The following is a 16585-nucleotide window of genomic DNA, read 5'->3' on the forward strand; positions in this document are numbered from 1 at the left end:
ATATATTAAATAAAACCCCTATTATTTATTCAATGATAGGGGGGCTTTTTTTAACTATATATTTAAATTAATGGCTTCTTTTTAACTACAAAAGTAATGGCTGCTAAGTTATCACTATGCTGTCGAAAAACATTTCGCATATTTAAAACCCGTTTTCTGACATCAGGCTTTGTGGCTAAATTTTTAAAAATCTTAAAACACCCAATAACCCCTTCATCTTGCAGCATTCTAGCCGGCTCCAATAAATGCATCGGAGCAATCGCTTCATATTCTATTTCAAAGCCACACTCATTAAGAAGCTGCCCCCATTCTTTCGGAGTAAGTGGTTTCGCTGGATGTTGAATAGTTTCTGTTAATACTTTTTGAATATAACGCTGTTTGTTACTATCAATATCACTGGGAATGATGCACATTTCATGAATACCAAAGCGGCCATTAGTTTTTAATAGTCGATTGGCTTCCTCAATAATCTGCTTTTTACGGGTACTTGTTTGCATGGTTAACATTGCTTCACAATATACAATTGAAGCAATTTCTGAGTCCAATTGAGTCTCTTGTGCGCTATTAATATGGCAGGTTTGATGATCGCCATTGAGATAAGAACGGACAATTTCTGCTGCTTGCTCATTTTGCTCTACTGCGATGTAAGTTTTAGGTCGCTTCGCTAGCGTTATTTGTGCCGTTAATCCAACCCCTGGCGCAAATTCGATAACATCATCACTTGTCGTAATATTAAGTTGAGTGAGCATTTTATTGGTGAGATATAGTCCACCTGGGCGGAGTACTGTTTTTCCTATTTGCGCAAGTAACCAATGGCCTGGTCGTTTTTCAGGTTGTTGGTTTTCACCTGGCATCATAAGTTTATTCGGCATATTTTTAGTATCCTAATGAAAAAGAATAGGAACAAAAAGTAGAAGTATTGAGATAAAACTTATCCAGCGAAAAGTTACACTAATGTCATCCATAAAAAGTTCCTTTCTAAGGTTGAATCTAAAATGATAATCATTATCATACAATGATGCATTTAAAATGCATCTTGATAATTATCAAGTAGAAGACGGTAAGATGAACTTTTCCATTATCTCTTTAATGAGTAAAACACAACTTGCCTCGTTGGCATTACTGCAAGAGAAAAGATTTTATCAGGCTGGTACGATACTGTTTCATCAAGGCAAAGAAGCTAATCGTATGTACGTAATTGAAAAAGGGAAAGTGACACTTTATCGATTAATGCCTAATGGCGAAGAGAAGGTATTCAATGTTTTTCTTGCGGGTGATGTGATTGCTGAAATGGCGATGTTTATGTCACCTCGTCAATACCCAATGACGGCAAGGGTAGAGCAAGATTCTGTTTTAGCGATATATAAACATACTGATATAAAAAAAATAGTCTCTCAAACACCAGAGCTTGCTGTCAGCGTTATGGAGTATATGACCAATAAAATTCATAGTTTAGTCAATGAGATTAATATTTTAACGCAAGTAAATGCGAATCAACGGTTTGTGATGAAACTGGCTGAGATATATAAAAAGCAATCAACCAAAGATAATAAAATCAGCTTATCGATAACAAAAAAATTATTAGCTACGCAATTAGGTATGACCCCTGAGACATTATCAAGAACGATTAAACGTTTAAAAGATGAAGGGCAATTAATTGAACATGGTAATAGTTTTCAAATTAAAGATATTGCAGTGCTTTGCTTGTCAGTAAATTTAACCGCTGATATCTTCTATCACTAACCGTTAGTAAAAGGTTAGTGATATTGAAGTTCCCAATAAAAAGGCTAGATATAAAATACCTAGCCTTTTTATTTATGGTTTATTTATGGTAATAATATTGGGTAATGATTACAGCGCGGTTTCTAAAATCTTGCGGCTGTCTGCAATCGTTAGTTTTCCTTGTTCACCTAATGCTGTTCTGCCATGTTTTTCAAGGCTAGCAACTAATACATCAATATCAGCAGTGCCTAGTTCAACATCAGCCAGTGAGGTTGGAACGTCCATTTCTTTAAAGAAAGCAATCGTGCGTGCGATTGCTGCATCAATACGCTCGTCAGTTGTGCCGTTAGTAATACCAAATACGCGTTCTGCATATTGAACTAATTTTGCTTGTTTCTCTTTTCGACAAACTTGCATTACCGCAGGTAACACGATGCTTAATGTACGGGCATGATCGATACTGTAGTTACCAGTAAGTTCATGGCCAATCATATGTGTAGCCCAATCTTGTGGAACACCCACACCAATTAAGCCATTCAACGCTTGCGTTGCAGACCACATGATATTGGCACGAACCGCGATATCATCTGGAGTTGCTAGTGCTTTCGGGCCTTCTTCGATAAGCGTTAACAATAGACCTTCAGCAAAACGATCTTGAACTTTAGCATTCACAGGGAAAGTTAAGTATTGTTCCATGGTATGAACAAAAGCATCTACAACACCATTAGACACTTGGCGAGGTGATAGGCTTAATGTGGTTTGTGGATCTAAGATAGCAAATGTAGGCTTCACTAATGCTGAGCCAAAGAACAGCTTATCGTGACCACGAGAAACCACAGCACCGCCATTAGTTTCAGAGCCTGTTGCTGGTAATGTCAATACACAACCGATAGGTAACGCAGCTGTTATTGGTGCTTGATCATGCAAAATTTCCCATGGATCTGCGCCTTCATAACATGCTGCTGCGGCAATGAATTTAGTGCCATCAACCACTGAACCACCACCAACAGCTAATAAGAAGTCATAGCCTTCTGCTTTCACTTTAGCAACGGCTTGCATTAGGGTGCCATATTGTGGATTTGGCTCGATGCCTGAAAACTCACTCCAATTAAAGCCTGTTAGTGCTGCGGCAACTTGTTCATAGACGCCGTTACTTTTAATTGAGCCGCCACCGTAGATAACTAAGATTTTCTTCTCTTTCGGAATGTCATTGGCAATTTCAGCAATTTGACCTTCACCAAAATGAATTTTTGTAGGGCTTTGATAGGTAAACTTATCCATTTTATTTTCCTTAGAACAGCAAACTGAGCTGATTATTATAATGATTTTAGTTATCAGATACTGAGTACCTTAGATGTCTCCAGTCTAGGGGATAATACGTATTTACTTAATACATAATTCTCTTTAATGCTTGCCTATTCCTCTTTTGTTGCTGCTATTAATAGTGAATGTCTGCTAAGGTGACTGAAATGATTCTGTGAGTAGATAACCATGAAAAGTGGAAGTATTGCAAAGATAACCGCATCCCAACCGACCACCATACCAACATCCATAATTACCTTGGCCTATTCGTTATGTGAGTATTATGGCTTAGCGCATCAATCTGGTCGTGTAGACACCAATCTTGCTGGAATACGGTTATTTAGAATTGATAGTTATCACAAACATAGCCCACAAATGTATGAGCAAGGTATTGTTATTATTATTCAAGGTCACAAAACTGGTCATTTAAATCAACACCAATTTAATTACGATCCACAACGATGCTTATTAGTTACGACACCTTATCCTATTGTTTGTGAGACCTTTGCCTCACAACAACAGCCATTGATTGGAATTAATATCGATTTTGATCTAACTGTTATTCGTCAGTTAGTCACCATGATTGAATCTGAGCAGCAATATCCATTTAATTATGAAGGCAGTTGTGGTGTGGCAACCGCAAAGATGACAGAACGCATGTATCGCAGTGTCGAGCAATTATTAGAAGTATTGCACGATCCTCTTGATGCGATGGTTGTTGGTCCATCACTGATTCGGCAGTTGTTTTATTATTTACTGCAAGGCGATCAAGGGTATTTATTAGCGCAATATTGTGAACAAGATAGTGCGTTAGCTAAAATTTCATCGGTAATAGATTATGTACAATTGCATTATGATACTAAATTACAAGTGCATGAGTTAGCGGCAATGGCTGGAATGAGTGTGTCTGTTTTTCATAAAGTGTTTAAACAGGTCGTGACCGATCCACCACTGCAATACATTAAGAAAATACGGTTAAATAATGCCAAGACGTTAATCTTACAACAAGGTATGGCTGCTAATATTGCAGCGGGACTGGTGGGGTATGAGAGTCCTGCGCAGTTTAGCCGTGAATTTAAGCGGTATTTTGGTTTACCGCCAAGTAAAATTCATGAAAATGCAGGATTTATTCGGTAGTATGTCTAAACAGTATCGCTGATATGCAATCATGATAGATTTTTATAATATAATGTTTTATTAGCGTACTATTTATCAATGATAAGACAACAATAATAAGGAAAATAATGTCTGCTTCTCAAAAAAAAGTGCTGATTCTATTTGCTCATCCGTCACAAAACCGTTCTGAAATCAATGTACCGTTATTTAATGCATCTAAAGGTTTTGATCACGTTACTACCGTAGATTTATATGCAGAGTACCCCAATTTCCGTATTGATATCGATAAAGAGCAGCAACGGTTACGCGATCATGATGTGATTGTATTTATGTTTCCATTGTATTGGTATTCCACACCATCGTTATTAAAAGAATGGCAAGATCTGGTGTTGGAATATGGTTTTGCTTATGGCAGTGAAGGTAAAGAATTAATAGGTAAAAAATTCTTTTGTGCGCTAACTGCTGGTGGCTCTGAATCAAGTTATCGCAAAGAAGGTTTTAACCATTTTACGATTCGACAATTGTTACAGCCGTTAGAACAAATGGCTGAATTAACGGGGATGGAGTTTTTGGCTCCGTTTGCGTTATTTGGTGCAGGCACAGCTACGGAAGAACAACGGATCACCAAACATCTACAAAATTGGCGTCGCGTATTAATCGCAATAGCAGAGAACAAGCTTGATTATGACGTTGCGAGTAAATTATCAAAATTAAATCATAGTCTTGATATTGTGATCACGGAGTAGCTATGACGGGAATATTTTTACAAGCATTTATCTATTTAGTCGCAGCTGTGATTGCGGTGCCGATTGCGAAACGGTTTGGGCTTGGTTCTGTGCTGGGCTATTTAATTGCCGGTGTCGTTATTGGCCCTGTAATTGGATTGGTTGGCAGTGAAACCACTACTATTCAGCACTTTGCTGAGTTTGGGGTGGTGATGATGCTCTTTATCGTTGGTCTTGAGCTTGAACCTAAAATGCTATGGGGTATGCGCCATCGCTTATTGGGGTTAGGTGGACTACAAGTTGTGGTGACCGCGGCTGTTGTGATGGGAATCGCTATGGCATTAGGACTTGGTTGGACTTATGCCTTAGCCATTGGTTTGATCTTTTCATTGTCATCAACGGCGATTGTATTGCAAACCTTTAATGAAAAAGGGTTAAGTAAAACTGAAGGCGGAAAAAGTGCGTTTTCAGTGTTACTGTTTCAAGATATTGCCGTTATTCCGATGCTGGCATTAATTCCGCTATTGGCATTGCCTGAATTAGTTGAAAAAGCACAATCAACCATGGCGACCGCTGCTGAACATCATGAAGAACTGAGTTTAGTCGCAGGTTTGCCCGGATGGGGATATGCCATTGTGGTGATCCTTGCCATTGCAGGAGTTGTTGTTGGTGGGCATTATCTTAGCCGGCCATTATTCCGTTTTGTTGCTGCGTCTGGTTTGCGTGAGATTTTTACAGCTACAGCATTAATGTTGGTGATTGGTATTGCCACATTAATGAGTTTAATTGGATTATCGCCAGCGTTGGGTACGTTCCTTGCGGGTGTAGTACTGGCAAACAGTGAATTTCGCCACGAATTAGAATCGAATATTGAACCGTTTAAAGGCTTATTGCTGGGATTATTCTTTATTACTGTTGGCGCTGGGATTAACTTTGGTATTTTGTTTGATCAGTTTGGTACCATTATTGGATTAACTCTGGGTGTAATGCTGATTAAAGCGTTGGTATTACTAATATTAGCGTTTGTTTTTAAAGTGAAAGGCAGTGATAGATGGCTATTTGCACTTAGTTTGGCACAAGCGGGTGAATTTGGGTTTGTATTATTGAACTACACCGTCCAAAACAATGTATTACCTGCTGAGTTGGGTCAGACATTATCATTAGTCGTGGCATTGTCGATGTTCTTAACCCCTGGGTTATTTATATTATTTGATAAAGTCATTTTACCCCGATTTAGTGCGGCTAAAAATGAACGCGAAGCGGATGAAATTGATGAACAAGGAAAAGTCATCATTGCGGGTATTGGTCGATTTGGTCAGATTGTGAATCGCTTATTGACCTCAAATGGCATGCAAACCGTGGTACTCGATCACTCTGTGACTCAAATTGATAATATGCGTCAAATTGATATTAAGAGCTTTTTTGGGGATGCGACGCGACATGATTTATTGCATACCGCTGGTATTGAAGATGCCAAAGTGTTTGTTGTGGCCATTGACGATCAAGAACGCGCGACAGAGTTAGTTCATTATATTAAACAGACTTACCCGCATGTTCGTGTATTAGCGCGCGCTTATGATAGAGGTCATCATTACTCATTACGTTGTGCTGGTGCGGATTATGTGATTAGTGAGACCTACCGTTCGGCATTAGCGATGGGTGCACAAGCTTTGAAAGAGCTCGGTGTACACCCGTTTAGAGCAGAGCAGCAAAAAGAAATGTTTGTTGAGACTGAAGCAAAGAGTAAAGAGTTGCTGTATCAAACATGGCGTGATAGTACCGAAGAAGATCGTTTTAATGCTTCTTATGTCGAGCTGTTTAGACAATTAGAACAAACGCTAGGTGAAGCCATGAAACAAGAGCGTACTGATAAACATACTAAATCAGAACGTGGCTGGACACCGCCCCCGAAGAATTTTATTGCAGAAGCAGAACAAATGCAGGCGAATAAGAATAACTAACCTTGATGGGTGAGACTCTTGAGCTCAAATAACACATGCAATTAAGTTAATAAGACGCTAACTGATTAATCATTAGTGTCTTTTTTTTATATTATTGAACGCATATCTATGTAGCATTTGCATACAATTTCTAAATAACTGCTTAAATTTATTTATGTTATTGTCAGCTGGGAAAGCTTATTTCGAGCTTTATTTGAATATTGGTAATAGGTGAAATGTTTAAAAAGAATCTACTTGCATCGCTTCTACTTAGCTCTTTCGTTGCTCAACCTGCTCTCGCTGACACAACATTAAATATTTATAATTGGTCAGAATATCTACCAACAGAATTATTGACACAGTTTACGAAAGAAACCGATATCAAGGTTAACTATTCAACGTTTGAAAGTAATGAAACGATGTATACCAAGATCAAAATGATCGACGGTAAAGGGTATGATTTAGTTTTTCCATCTACTTATTACGTGTCTAAAATGGCTGATGAAGGCTTATTAGCGACATTAGATCATAGTAAGATCCCTGCATTTTCTAAACTAGATAGCACGATTTTAAATCAATCATTTGATCCCAATAATCAGTATTCATTGCCTTATGTTTGGGGGAGTACCGCATTAGGTTATGATAGTGATCGCATTGATAGCCACCAGATCACACACTGGAAAGATCTGTGGAAGCCTGAATTTAAAGGTAACGTGTTATTAACTGACGATCCACGCGATGTGTTTGGCATGGCATTGATTATGAATGGTCATAGTGTTAATAGCCGTAATGAAGCTGAAATTAAACAAGCTTATGAAACATTAAAAACATTGATGCCAAATGTGGCAGTATTTAATTCAGATGCGCCACACATTCCTTATATTGCTGGTGAAGTGTCAGTTGGAATGCAATGGAACGGTACTGCGGTACGTGCTGAAAATGAAAATCCAGCACTTAAATTTGCTTATCCTCAAGAAGGTACTATTTTCTGGATGGATAACATGGTTATTCCCGCTGCCAGTCAGCATAAAGATGCGGCCTACCAATTTATTAATTTCTTATTAAAGCCTGAGAACCAAGCTAAAATTATCACAGAAATTGGCTATGCTGCGCCTAATTTAGAAGCATTAAATAATCTTCCTGATACTATTCGTCAAAGTGAGATTATCTTTCCACCGAAAGCGATTAAGCAAAAAGGTCAATTTCTAGCGGATGTTGGTGATGTTACAGCACTCTACCAGCGTTACTGGATGGAGTTAAAGAAATAATGAAAGTTATCTACACTGAAAAACAACGCTTGCACCATGTACGTTTTGAATTCTTAAATGGTGAAGCGACGCCGTGTTTTGAAAAACCCGAACGTGCCGACATGGTGCTGAGTGCGCTAAATAACCACGGTGGTTTTACGATGGTTGAACCCAATAGTTATGGTGATGCGCCACTGCGTTGGGTTCATACTGATGATTACGTTGATTTTCTTGCTAGCTGCTGGGATCAGTGGGTAGAAGCATTTGGTGATGTACATGATGCGTCGCCATACTGTTTTGCACCTGCGCGCCATTTACGTAACCGTATTCCAAAAGATATCGAAGGTCGATTAGGGTATTACAGCTTTGATATGACCGCTGCTATTACTGCTGGATCTTGGAAAGCGATTGTTGCGGCGACAGAATGTGCTTTAACTGGGGTAGATTTAATTAAACAAGGCGAACATGCCGCATTTGCATTATGTCGTCCTCCTGGTCACCATGCGGCGTCTGATTTAATGGGCGGTTATTGCTACGCTAATAATGCAGCTATTGCAGCAGAGAGCTTTATTCGTCAAGGCGCGAAGCGAGTCGCAGTACTGGATATTGATTACCATCACGGTAATGGCACGCAAAGCATTTTCTATCATCGTAATGATGTGTTATTTGCTTCTATTCATGGCGATCCTGATTATGATTATCCACATTATCTAGGTTTTGCTGATGAAGAAGGTGAAGGCGAGGGACTAGGTTTTAATCTAAACTTGCCATTACCGCTACATACAACTGATTGGTCGGTGTATGAGCCAGTATTAGCGCAAGCATTAACTCGCATTGCAGACTATAAACCTGAAGCGTTAGTTATATCATTGGGTATGGATACCTTCGCCGATGATCCTATTAGTTACTTTAAATTGATGCGTAATGATTATCAAAATATTGGTTGGATGATTGGCTTATTAAATATTCCAACACTTTTTGTTTTTGAAGGGGGCTACGCGGTTGATGACTTAGGCCATAATACCGTTGCCGTCCTTGATGGATTTAATAAAGCACTCGTTTAAGTTTATCGTAATCTAAAATTATGCAAGATGAAAAGCGATAGTCGAATGGCTATCGCTTTTTTATTTATAAAACAACCCCCATATAAACGCATAACTCACGCTTAATCCGGTTATATTCACTTGATATGACTTTCTGAGCTTGATAGTCAGTACCATCATCGGTTGCTATATCGTTTTCTTCAATTTCTAAAAAAGGCAATTCAGTGCTATTTGTTAATAGATATAGAGCTCGATGACCATCTATTTTATAATTTAAATCAAAGGCTACAATCGTTTCCATATTGATATAAATATTATTAATTTTTAGTGCTTTTTTCATTACTGATATCCTATGTAAGTAACGTTAAAGTCACATATAACTTGTGGCTGAAAATAGCATATTCCGAGTCTTAGCCTTTGTATGCAGAAAGTTCTGCAATGAAAGATTGTATTATTCGTTAACAGCAATCGCTTGAATTGAATCTTTTTTATGCTGCTTTCTTTCAACTTTAGCTAACCACAATAATGGCGCAATTATCATTACTGTTCCTACTAAGGTTGTTACATCTGGCACTTCATTAAATAAGAAATAGCCGACAATCACGGCACCAATTAAGCCGCTATATTCAGCACTGGCGATTTTATTACTTTCTGCTGCTCGATAAGCCACTACGCATGTGGCGGCATACACTAAAATTAATGCACTAGAACCAGAGGCGGTAATCAAAGGTGACCAATCCCATGGTTTGTTTTCCCATAATGCTAGTGCGAGTGATGCAGGCATACCTATTAAGTTTGTGAGCAACAATGTTTGGGCTACGCTTTGTTGGGTTGGTAATTTGCGAATAAAAAGGTTATTTACAGCAATCGTGAATGCAACCACGAGCGCGGCTAATGCTGCCCAGCTAATGTCTGTTGGGCGTACAATAACTAACACGCCGGCAAAACCGATGATCCCCGCAGCAATAGAATAACGACTGAGTTTTTCACCGTAAACCATGACGGCTAACGGAAGCATGATCAAGGGTGCAGCATAGAAAATAGCATTGGCTGTCGCTAGTGGTAGCGTATTTAAAGAAATAACCATAAATATTGCGCCTAATAACCACACATGAGCACGCATACAATGCCATTTTAAGCCGACTAAAAAACTTTGTTTGGTTGCGCGTAAACAAAAAGGAAGCAGGATCACTACCGCTGATAATTGGCGGAAAAAGACAAATTGGAATACTGCGGCATCTTTGCCCATGGTTTTTATTAGTGCATCAGAAAGTACAGCGACCAAATTACCAATAATTAAAATGGTCATAGCAAAGCCAACAGAACGTTTTTTCATTATACCTACCGCAATAAACAAGGAGAATAAGTGGTACTGATTGAGGTTAAGAAACGCAAATAACAGCATTAATAAGCTTGTATATTATGATGAATTTCACATTATGTATAATAATATAAAATGTGTTCTATCGGTATTGTTTATGCTTAAAAGCTATCACCAAGGAAGGGTGTTACCGTCATAACTTAAAAATTGCCCCGTTTCTTGTGGTGTGAGTCGTGCTAATAAGCTCAATAAGCATTGTGCAGTATAAGTGGGCGTAAATAACTTGTGGGGTGCAACATTACGTTGAAATGGTTTTGAGAGTGGGCTTGCGGTTGTGCCAGGGTGAAAAGCAATAACACAACAATGGGGAAGTTTGGTGCGCCATTCAATACTAATAGTTTTAATAGCCATATTAAGTGCGGCTTTTGAGCTACGATAACTGATCCAGCCACCTAATTTATTATCTTCAATACTGCCAACTTTGGCTGAAATAGTCACAAAATAACTGCGTGATGATGTTTTTAATGCCGCCATAAAATGTTTGGCAATTAATAAGCTAGGTAGTGTATTCGTTTGAATGTTGGTTTGGAAAAAATTCGTATCAAATTGTTGAATAGACTTTTCAGGTTGATGCTCAGTTGTATGGAGCATACCAACAGCATTGATCACGACATCAAGTTGAGGCAGTTGTTTTGCTAGTGCTTTAATATGATTCTCAAGTGTAATATCACATTGATGCCAATGTAGCTGTGAATGTTGATATTGAGGCTGGTGGTGAAAAAAAGTCGCATGGATGTTTGCATGTAGTTTAATGAGTAACAATTGTTGAACGATCGCTAACCCTATACCACCTGTGCCACCAAGAACTAATACATTCATGAGATCTTCCTTGAAATCGTAATATTATTATTTATCGATATTGTAGCAATGGCTGCTAAATTAAATTATAGCTAACCTTCTGTAATATGTTGAGAGTGATAAAGCAGCTAAAATTCAATTATCAGTGTAATAAATGCTCGTTTAAATACCCTTAGAGAATAAAACCTTTACAGTTAATAATGACCGCTATAATATACGCGGCATGGAGAGATGGCTGAGCGGTTGAAAGCACTGGTCTTGAAAACCAGCATACGTTTATAGCGTATCTAGGGTTCAAATCCCTATCTCTCCGCCACATTCTTAAAAAGCCAACACTTAGATGTTGGCTTTTTTGCGTCTGAATAAAATAGCGATGTATTTAATTGGTGTAATAAAAGCGGGTTCAAATCCTCTAATACCCAAATCAGCTCCGCCAAATTTAAGAAAGCCGTTAGAATTTGGCTTTTTTGCGTCTGAATAAAATAGCGATGTATTTAATTGGTGTAATAGGGGAGTGATTATCAGTATGTTGTAGAATAACCTCGTTGATGATAACGAGGCTTTGATATATCGACCATCGAGATGAGAAAATGTTGAAGGCTAGTCTGTTTTTGATGGTGGTTGAGTGTATTAAATAGCTAACGCATTATGTACATTGATATTGTATTTTATAATATGTGATAGAAATAATAACCGTTCAACTTTTAAGTCAGTTAAGCGATGTAAATCATATTCTGATGGATATTTATGATTAAGATCCAATAAATTAAATTGGTCATCAATAATTATTTCTTTTTTTAATGATTTCATTATTAATGAATGACAATAATCTTGTGGTGAGTCTTCGAATGGTATTTTTTTAATGATTTCATCAATTGTTATTATATTTCTATATTCAAAGAAATCGAATAGTTGATCTTCAATCATATTTGCTAATTTTTCACTATCAATATGAGTGTCTTTTGATATTTTATTATATTCAATTGTAACTCTAACTTTAGGGCTTGAAATTATTTTTTCTTTTATTTCAATTTCAAGAATACAGGTTGTTTTATACTTTTCAAACCAGGAACGAATTCTTTTTTCAACATCAGATTTATAAAGAAAAGGTTTTATCCATGCTTTATTTAATGATATTGAAAGTGATTTTGTAGAACTCAGCATGTAATTAGTATCCTAAAATAGACGAAGCATGATTACATCACTATGTAGGATTTGATTTTATGATAAGCATCACATTGCAAGTATGAAGAAATCAATAATTATTAGAATTATCAGTAATATTACTTTCCAAAAAAAAGAGGCTTACTCAGCCTCTTTTTATATTGGTTATTTATTATTCTTTTTTCTTAATAGAAATATTCCAAATAAGGAGATTAGTCCCATTAAACCTGTTGAACCGCCTGAGTGTTTATCTTTTGTTTCATCTTTTACTGGTTCTGTAATTTTTAAATCCATGACAGCCGGATCGTGATCAGATGCACGGTAAATATCTTTATAACGAGGAGAACATGTGCCTTTATTGCAATTATTTTTATCTGCATATTCTAATAACGTAGTTTCTCCAGCATTAATATTCCAATCTTTAGCATCGATAACCTTACTTTTTAGATCTGGTGATAATAGAATATAATCTAATGTACCAATATTATTTTGATATGAGAAGCTGTATGAATCAGGATGTAATTGACGGATGATATTAGTGTAACCATAACTTTTATTAATCACTTTACCTTCTGGTCCATATAATGGTGTTCCAGTTTCTTGATTACCACCAATATAGGTATACCCTGCAGCTTTGATAGTATGATCTTTAGGTACATTATTACGATTAGTTAATATTATTACAGGATCTTCATTTGCGTACGAATTTAGATCGCCAATAATAACTTTAGATCCTGGAATTTTAGCTAATACTTCACCTAAATGTTCTGCGGCAGCAACCCGCAAGTTTTCGCATGAGCCTTGTTTATCTGCATCAAGTTGTTTTCCAGTGTTAACATCTTCCCAGCAAGTAGAACCTTTGGATTTAAAATGGTTAACAGAGATGGTTAACGTCTTATCTGTACCTTTGATTTTAAAGGTTGGAGCAATAGTATCACGTTGATGATTACTACCACTTTCTATTTTTTGTTTACCTTTTTCATCGGTATATTTAACTTCAGGAGCATGTTGCTCTGGCATTTTTATTATACGGTATTGCTCTAATGTGACTTTACTTGGTTTATAAATTACTTGGCTTGAAATGGCATCACCGCCAACAAATTTTTCATCATTATTAGGTTTTACATACGCATAATGCTCAGTGGGATCTTTAATGCGATCATTAATTTTAGTTACGAGATCATTAACGGCAGAATCCGATTGAAAGCCATTATTTTCAATTTCCATTAAACCGACAATATCAGCATTCATACGTACAATGGCATTGGCTATTTTACTGCTTTGAAGATCAAATTCGGTTTGAGTTGTCGCCCCTCTATTTTGTTTTAGCGGGTTTTGAGTTTCACCTGTAAAGGGAGAGTTGAAGTAATTCAGAACATTAAAACTAGCAATACGTAAATCACCGCCTTGTTTTAATTCTGGCGCGTAGGTTCTATCATTTGTATGAATAAATGTATTTGTATCAGCTTTATTCGTGACATAGAAACGGTAATCACCATAAGAATAACCAATTACACCTTCTAAGCCATTAACGACATCACCAATACGAATATAATTATCAGTTGTTCCGGTGCCGTTATCTTTACCAAAGGTTGGGTACCAAGGAATATCACCGTTTGCAGCTTTGGTAAAAGACTCAATAACTAATAAATCATTGGACTGGTATGTATGAGAGGTTGTTGGTGCTTGTGTTTGATTAGGGTGTACGTTTACAGTCCCATGTGAAAGTAACATGTTGTTACGATATGAATTAAAATCAAAACCATAATTTTTTGTGACGTTTAGATCTGAATTCTCATTAATGCGTACTAGCATTCCTTCGTAACGTTCTAAATCAAATTTATTGGCATCATCAAATGTTAAAACGGTTACTGGTGGTAATTTATTATCAACTTTACTTAATTGGATGTCTGCAACATCAATTAATTTAGTCCAATGATAATCTTCACTAACTCTGGCAGTAAGGTTTATCTCTTGTCCTACCTTTAAGTTATCAATTGCTGCTGTTTGAACAAAAATACCATCAGAAGTTGCAGGATTATTATCCGTCATGGCTTGCATGAAAAAGCCTTGCTGCAGATCTTTACCTAAATTGTGTTGCTGAATAGCAGTAATAATCCCTTTAACGTTATAACGGTAAGTGGATACATGTTGTTTATTAGGAACATCAATGCCGTCAACAGGAGAGTATTCGTCATTACCTTGAATCTGTTGAATGGATAATGTTTTTAGTTCATTTTGATTATCAGCAGCACATAGTTGAAAACTAAATGATGAAATGGTGGCACCAATAATTATCGCTAAAATATTTTTTTTCATGAGTTACGTTCCATGTGTATAACAATATATAAGTATCATTCAATGAGTTAAAATATCTGATGTTATTTAAAACCAATAATATGCTTTTAAATAACCTAGTGTACCTGTATTACCTCCCATTGCAGCTTCAGCAACGAGTTTTACATTCTTGGCATACATATATTGCGTACCAACGACAACATGTTGGTCATCTTTGTCGTTATTATCGTCATTGTAAATATTACCTACAATATAACCTGTTAATTGGCTTGTAATGTCGTAAGAGCCCGATAATACATAGGTCATACTATTTTTGTTTACACCATCACGGTCGGAATAAGAGGTAAACCCACCAATAGCAAATTTGTTAATTTTATACTTGCCGTGTAATGAATATAATTCACCACGATTATGGACGGTTTCAGCAGCAGCTATAATGGTGAGATTGTTAGTAAAATAGCCAGCATAGCCATTTATAACTTCACCTTCTCGAGAATCAGTTACGTACGATCCTTTTTTCCCTAAAAATATGCCATTTTCATCATACATTGATTGCGCGTCTTGTTCGTAATCCCAACCTTTTGCTGAATATGAAATTCCAACTTTTAAAGCGCCAAATTCACCACGGTATTTAATCGTATTATCTTGATCTCCCGCTTCTGATACTTCGTCGGCTAATTCATTTGAGAAATCGCCAAAAGCATCATAGTGATCATAGGCTGTATCTGTTCGTCCAAATTCGACTGTTTGTTTATCTGTTAAGAAATATCCGACATAAGCTTTATCAATGACTAATCTAAAATTATTTTCATAAGTCCAATCAGTGCGTTCTGCATCAATTTCTAATTTGGCATAAAATTTATTAGTTTGTCCTTTTATACCAATGGTTCCAAAAGAGTCATCAACATAGGATTTAGATTTGTCGCCAAAAGGGGATTTATCTCTATTTGTGACAATGGTTCCGCCAATTTCAGCGCCACCATAGATATCTAATCTATCGCCATTATCTTTTTTATAAATAGTTGCAGAATGAGCTAAGCTACTCATAAGCAGGGATGAAATAGCAATCGCCAATATTTCTTTTTTCATTTGATTTACTCACAGATTAATTTCTGCGAATAAAATACCCCCAAGGAATAACCTTGATGTAGTAATTAATGATGTCAAATGCATATATCGAATGGAAGTGTGATACGCAACAAAGCAAACGTTTGCTTTTTGATTTAAATTTGGAGCAAGATCAAAGTATTAATTATTGAGTTAAATAATGATTTTAGTGATAGGGCTCGAAAGGGTAGTTAACGGTGAATACTCTGTGTTGTTTCAATATTACCATGGGCTTGAATAACTGTACCTTGAGATTGGCAACAGCCGCTGATCGCTATAGAGATTAGTATTAAAGCAGCGATGTTTTTTATGGTGATCATTTATAAGACCAGAATGAGTAACAATGAGGTTAAGTTTACCTGCATCATTAATAAGTAACAAGGATGTAAATTTTAACTATTATGTTGTGTAACGATTTTTACATCGTTATCTATTGTGTAACTCTAGTGAATCTTAATCATTAAATCATCGATAAATATAGATGAAATTCTAGAATTATGAGCTTATTGATCTTATTTTGATTGTTTTTAGTCATGATTGATTGATAAAAGTGCAGTTGATGTTTTTTTTACGATTTTTACTTTACAGTTAGCTTCACCAACTATATTATTCGCCGCATTGGAGAGATGGCTGAGCGGTTGAAAGCACTGGTCTTGAAAACCAGCATACGTTTATAGCGTATCTAGGGTTCAAATCCCTATCTCTCCGCCATATTCTAGAAGTTTGATTTAAATCGAATTTC

Annotated in this window: 14 protein-coding genes and 2 tRNA genes; 8 read left to right on the plus strand and 8 right to left on the minus strand. The window is 36.7% G+C overall.

Annotation, left to right across the window (positions count from 1 at the left end; all coding sequences use genetic code 11):
- Positions 1-62 precede the first annotated feature (62 nt).
- Positions 63-872, minus strand: coding sequence for a methyltransferase domain-containing protein (locus C9I86_RS08165; protein WP_107276106.1), 810 nt, complete (start codon positions 870-872; stop codon positions 63-65).
- 193 nt (positions 873-1065) lie between these two features.
- Here C9I86_RS08165 and C9I86_RS08170 point away from each other — a divergent pair, with 193 nt between their 5' ends.
- Complete coding sequence (locus C9I86_RS08170; RefSeq protein WP_107276115.1) at positions 1066-1743, plus strand: Crp/Fnr family transcriptional regulator; 678 nt, start codon at positions 1066-1068, stop codon at positions 1741-1743.
- Between the two features lie 108 nt (positions 1744-1851).
- Here the strand turns inward: C9I86_RS08170 and C9I86_RS08175 are convergent, their stop codons facing one another.
- The gene (locus C9I86_RS08175; RefSeq protein ID WP_107276107.1) at positions 1852-3003 is read right to left on the minus strand and encodes an iron-containing alcohol dehydrogenase; all 1152 of its coding nucleotides are present in this window, start codon (positions 3001-3003) and stop codon (positions 1852-1854) included.
- A gap of 210 nt (positions 3004-3213) precedes the next feature.
- Here C9I86_RS08175 and C9I86_RS08180 point away from each other — a divergent pair, with 210 nt between their 5' ends.
- The 5 genes from C9I86_RS08180 (at position 3214) to C9I86_RS08200 (ending at position 9116) form a co-directional block, all read left to right on the plus strand.
- Positions 3214-4161, plus strand: coding sequence for an AraC family transcriptional regulator (locus C9I86_RS08180; protein ID WP_080156279.1), 948 nt, complete (start codon positions 3214-3216; stop codon positions 4159-4161).
- Between the two features lie 107 nt (positions 4162-4268).
- Positions 4269-4886 carry an NAD(P)H-dependent oxidoreductase gene (locus tag C9I86_RS08185; protein WP_080156278.1) on the plus strand — a complete coding sequence of 206 codons (618 nt, stop codon included), beginning with the start codon at positions 4269-4271 and terminating at the stop codon, positions 4884-4886.
- 2 nt (positions 4887-4888) lie between these two features.
- Positions 4889-6826: a monovalent cation:proton antiporter-2 (CPA2) family protein gene (locus C9I86_RS08190; protein WP_080156277.1), complete on the plus strand. Its 1938-nt coding sequence runs from the start codon at positions 4889-4891 to the stop codon at positions 6824-6826.
- Positions 6827-7041: 215 nt separating this feature from the next.
- A complete protein-coding gene (locus C9I86_RS08195) occupies positions 7042-8073 on the plus strand; it encodes a PotD/PotF family extracellular solute-binding protein (protein ID WP_107276108.1) in 1032 nt (343 codons plus the stop codon).
- A complete protein-coding gene (locus C9I86_RS08200) occupies positions 8073-9116 on the plus strand; it encodes a histone deacetylase family protein (protein ID WP_107276109.1) in 1044 nt (347 codons plus the stop codon). Before C9I86_RS08195 ends, C9I86_RS08200 begins: the two co-directional genes overlap by 1 nt.
- 64 nt (positions 9117-9180) lie before the next feature.
- On the opposite strand, the gene C9I86_RS08205 is transcribed toward C9I86_RS08200, so the two are convergent.
- The 3 genes from C9I86_RS08205 to C9I86_RS08215 form a co-directional block, all read right to left on the minus strand.
- The gene (locus C9I86_RS08205) at positions 9181-9435 is read right to left on the minus strand and encodes a hypothetical protein (RefSeq protein WP_107276110.1); all 255 of its coding nucleotides are present in this window, start codon (positions 9433-9435) and stop codon (positions 9181-9183) included.
- Between the two features lie 111 nt (positions 9436-9546).
- A complete protein-coding gene (locus C9I86_RS08210; protein ID WP_080156273.1) occupies positions 9547-10431 on the minus strand; it encodes a DMT family transporter in 885 nt (294 codons plus the stop codon).
- A gap of 156 nt (positions 10432-10587) precedes the next feature.
- Positions 10588-11295 carry an SDR family oxidoreductase gene (locus tag C9I86_RS08215; RefSeq protein ID WP_107276111.1) on the minus strand — a complete coding sequence of 236 codons (708 nt, stop codon included), beginning with the start codon at positions 11293-11295 and terminating at the stop codon, positions 10588-10590.
- 204 nt (positions 11296-11499) lie between these two features.
- Between C9I86_RS08215 and C9I86_RS08220 the strand changes: the two genes are divergently transcribed.
- Positions 11500-11590: transfer RNA gene (locus tag C9I86_RS08220), tRNA-Ser, on the plus strand.
- A gap of 314 nt (positions 11591-11904) precedes the next feature.
- Here the strand turns inward: C9I86_RS08220 and C9I86_RS08225 are convergent.
- From C9I86_RS08225 to C9I86_RS08235, 3 genes are all read right to left on the minus strand, one after another.
- A complete protein-coding gene (locus C9I86_RS08225) occupies positions 11905-12438 on the minus strand; it encodes a hypothetical protein (protein WP_080156270.1) in 534 nt (177 codons plus the stop codon).
- Between the two features lie 165 nt (positions 12439-12603).
- On the minus strand, positions 12604-14757 hold the full coding sequence (locus C9I86_RS08230; protein WP_107276112.1) for an ExeM/NucH family extracellular endonuclease: 2154 nt from the start codon (positions 14755-14757) through the stop codon (positions 12604-12606).
- Positions 14758-14823: 66 nt separating this feature from the next.
- On the minus strand, positions 14824-15825 hold the full coding sequence (locus C9I86_RS08235; protein WP_107276113.1) for a porin: 1002 nt from the start codon (positions 15823-15825) through the stop codon (positions 14824-14826).
- 638 nt (positions 15826-16463) lie between these two features.
- On the opposite strand from C9I86_RS08235, the gene C9I86_RS08240 reads away from it, so the two are divergent.
- A tRNA-Ser gene (locus tag C9I86_RS08240) sits at positions 16464-16554 on the plus strand.
- Positions 16555-16585 lie beyond the last annotated feature (31 nt).

The sequence above is a fragment of the Photobacterium sp. NCIMB 13483 genome (genome assembly GCF_003025475.1).
GTDB classification, from domain to species: Bacteria; Pseudomonadota; Gammaproteobacteria; order Enterobacterales; family Vibrionaceae; genus Photobacterium; species Photobacterium piscicola.

Coding starts and splice junctions, on each gene's coding strand:
- C9I86_RS08190 (WP_080156277.1), top strand. CDS start 4,889: ATGACGGGAATATTTTTACAAGCATTTATCTATTTAGTCGCAGCTGTG.
- C9I86_RS08230 (WP_107276112.1), bottom strand. CDS start 14,757: ATGAAAAAAAATATTTTAGCGATAATTATTGGTGCCACCATTTCATCA.
- C9I86_RS08225 (WP_080156270.1), bottom strand. CDS start 12,438: ATGCTGAGTTCTACAAAATCACTTTCAATATCATTAAATAAAGCATGG.
- C9I86_RS08180 (WP_080156279.1), top strand. CDS start 3,214: ATGAAAAGTGGAAGTATTGCAAAGATAACCGCATCCCAACCGACCACC.
- C9I86_RS08205 (WP_107276110.1), bottom strand. CDS start 9,435: ATGAAAAAAGCACTAAAAATTAATAATATTTATATCAATATGGAAACG.
- C9I86_RS08210 (WP_080156273.1), bottom strand. CDS start 10,431: ATGAAAAAACGTTCTGTTGGCTTTGCTATGACCATTTTAATTATTGGT.
- C9I86_RS08175 (WP_107276107.1), bottom strand. CDS start 3,003: ATGGATAAGTTTACCTATCAAAGCCCTACAAAAATTCATTTTGGTGAA.
- C9I86_RS08185 (WP_080156278.1), top strand. CDS start 4,269: ATGTCTGCTTCTCAAAAAAAAGTGCTGATTCTATTTGCTCATCCGTCA.
- C9I86_RS08235 (WP_107276113.1), bottom strand. CDS start 15,825: ATGAAAAAAGAAATATTGGCGATTGCTATTTCATCCCTGCTTATGAGT.
- C9I86_RS08165 (WP_107276106.1), bottom strand. CDS start 872: ATGCCGAATAAACTTATGATGCCAGGTGAAAACCAACAACCTGAAAAA.
- C9I86_RS08200 (WP_107276109.1), top strand. CDS start 8,073: ATGAAAGTTATCTACACTGAAAAACAACGCTTGCACCATGTACGTTTT.
- C9I86_RS08195 (WP_107276108.1), top strand. CDS start 7,042: ATGTTTAAAAAGAATCTACTTGCATCGCTTCTACTTAGCTCTTTCGTT.
- C9I86_RS08170 (WP_107276115.1), top strand. CDS start 1,066: ATGAACTTTTCCATTATCTCTTTAATGAGTAAAACACAACTTGCCTCG.
- C9I86_RS08215 (WP_107276111.1), bottom strand. CDS start 11,295: ATGAATGTATTAGTTCTTGGTGGCACAGGTGGTATAGGGTTAGCGATC.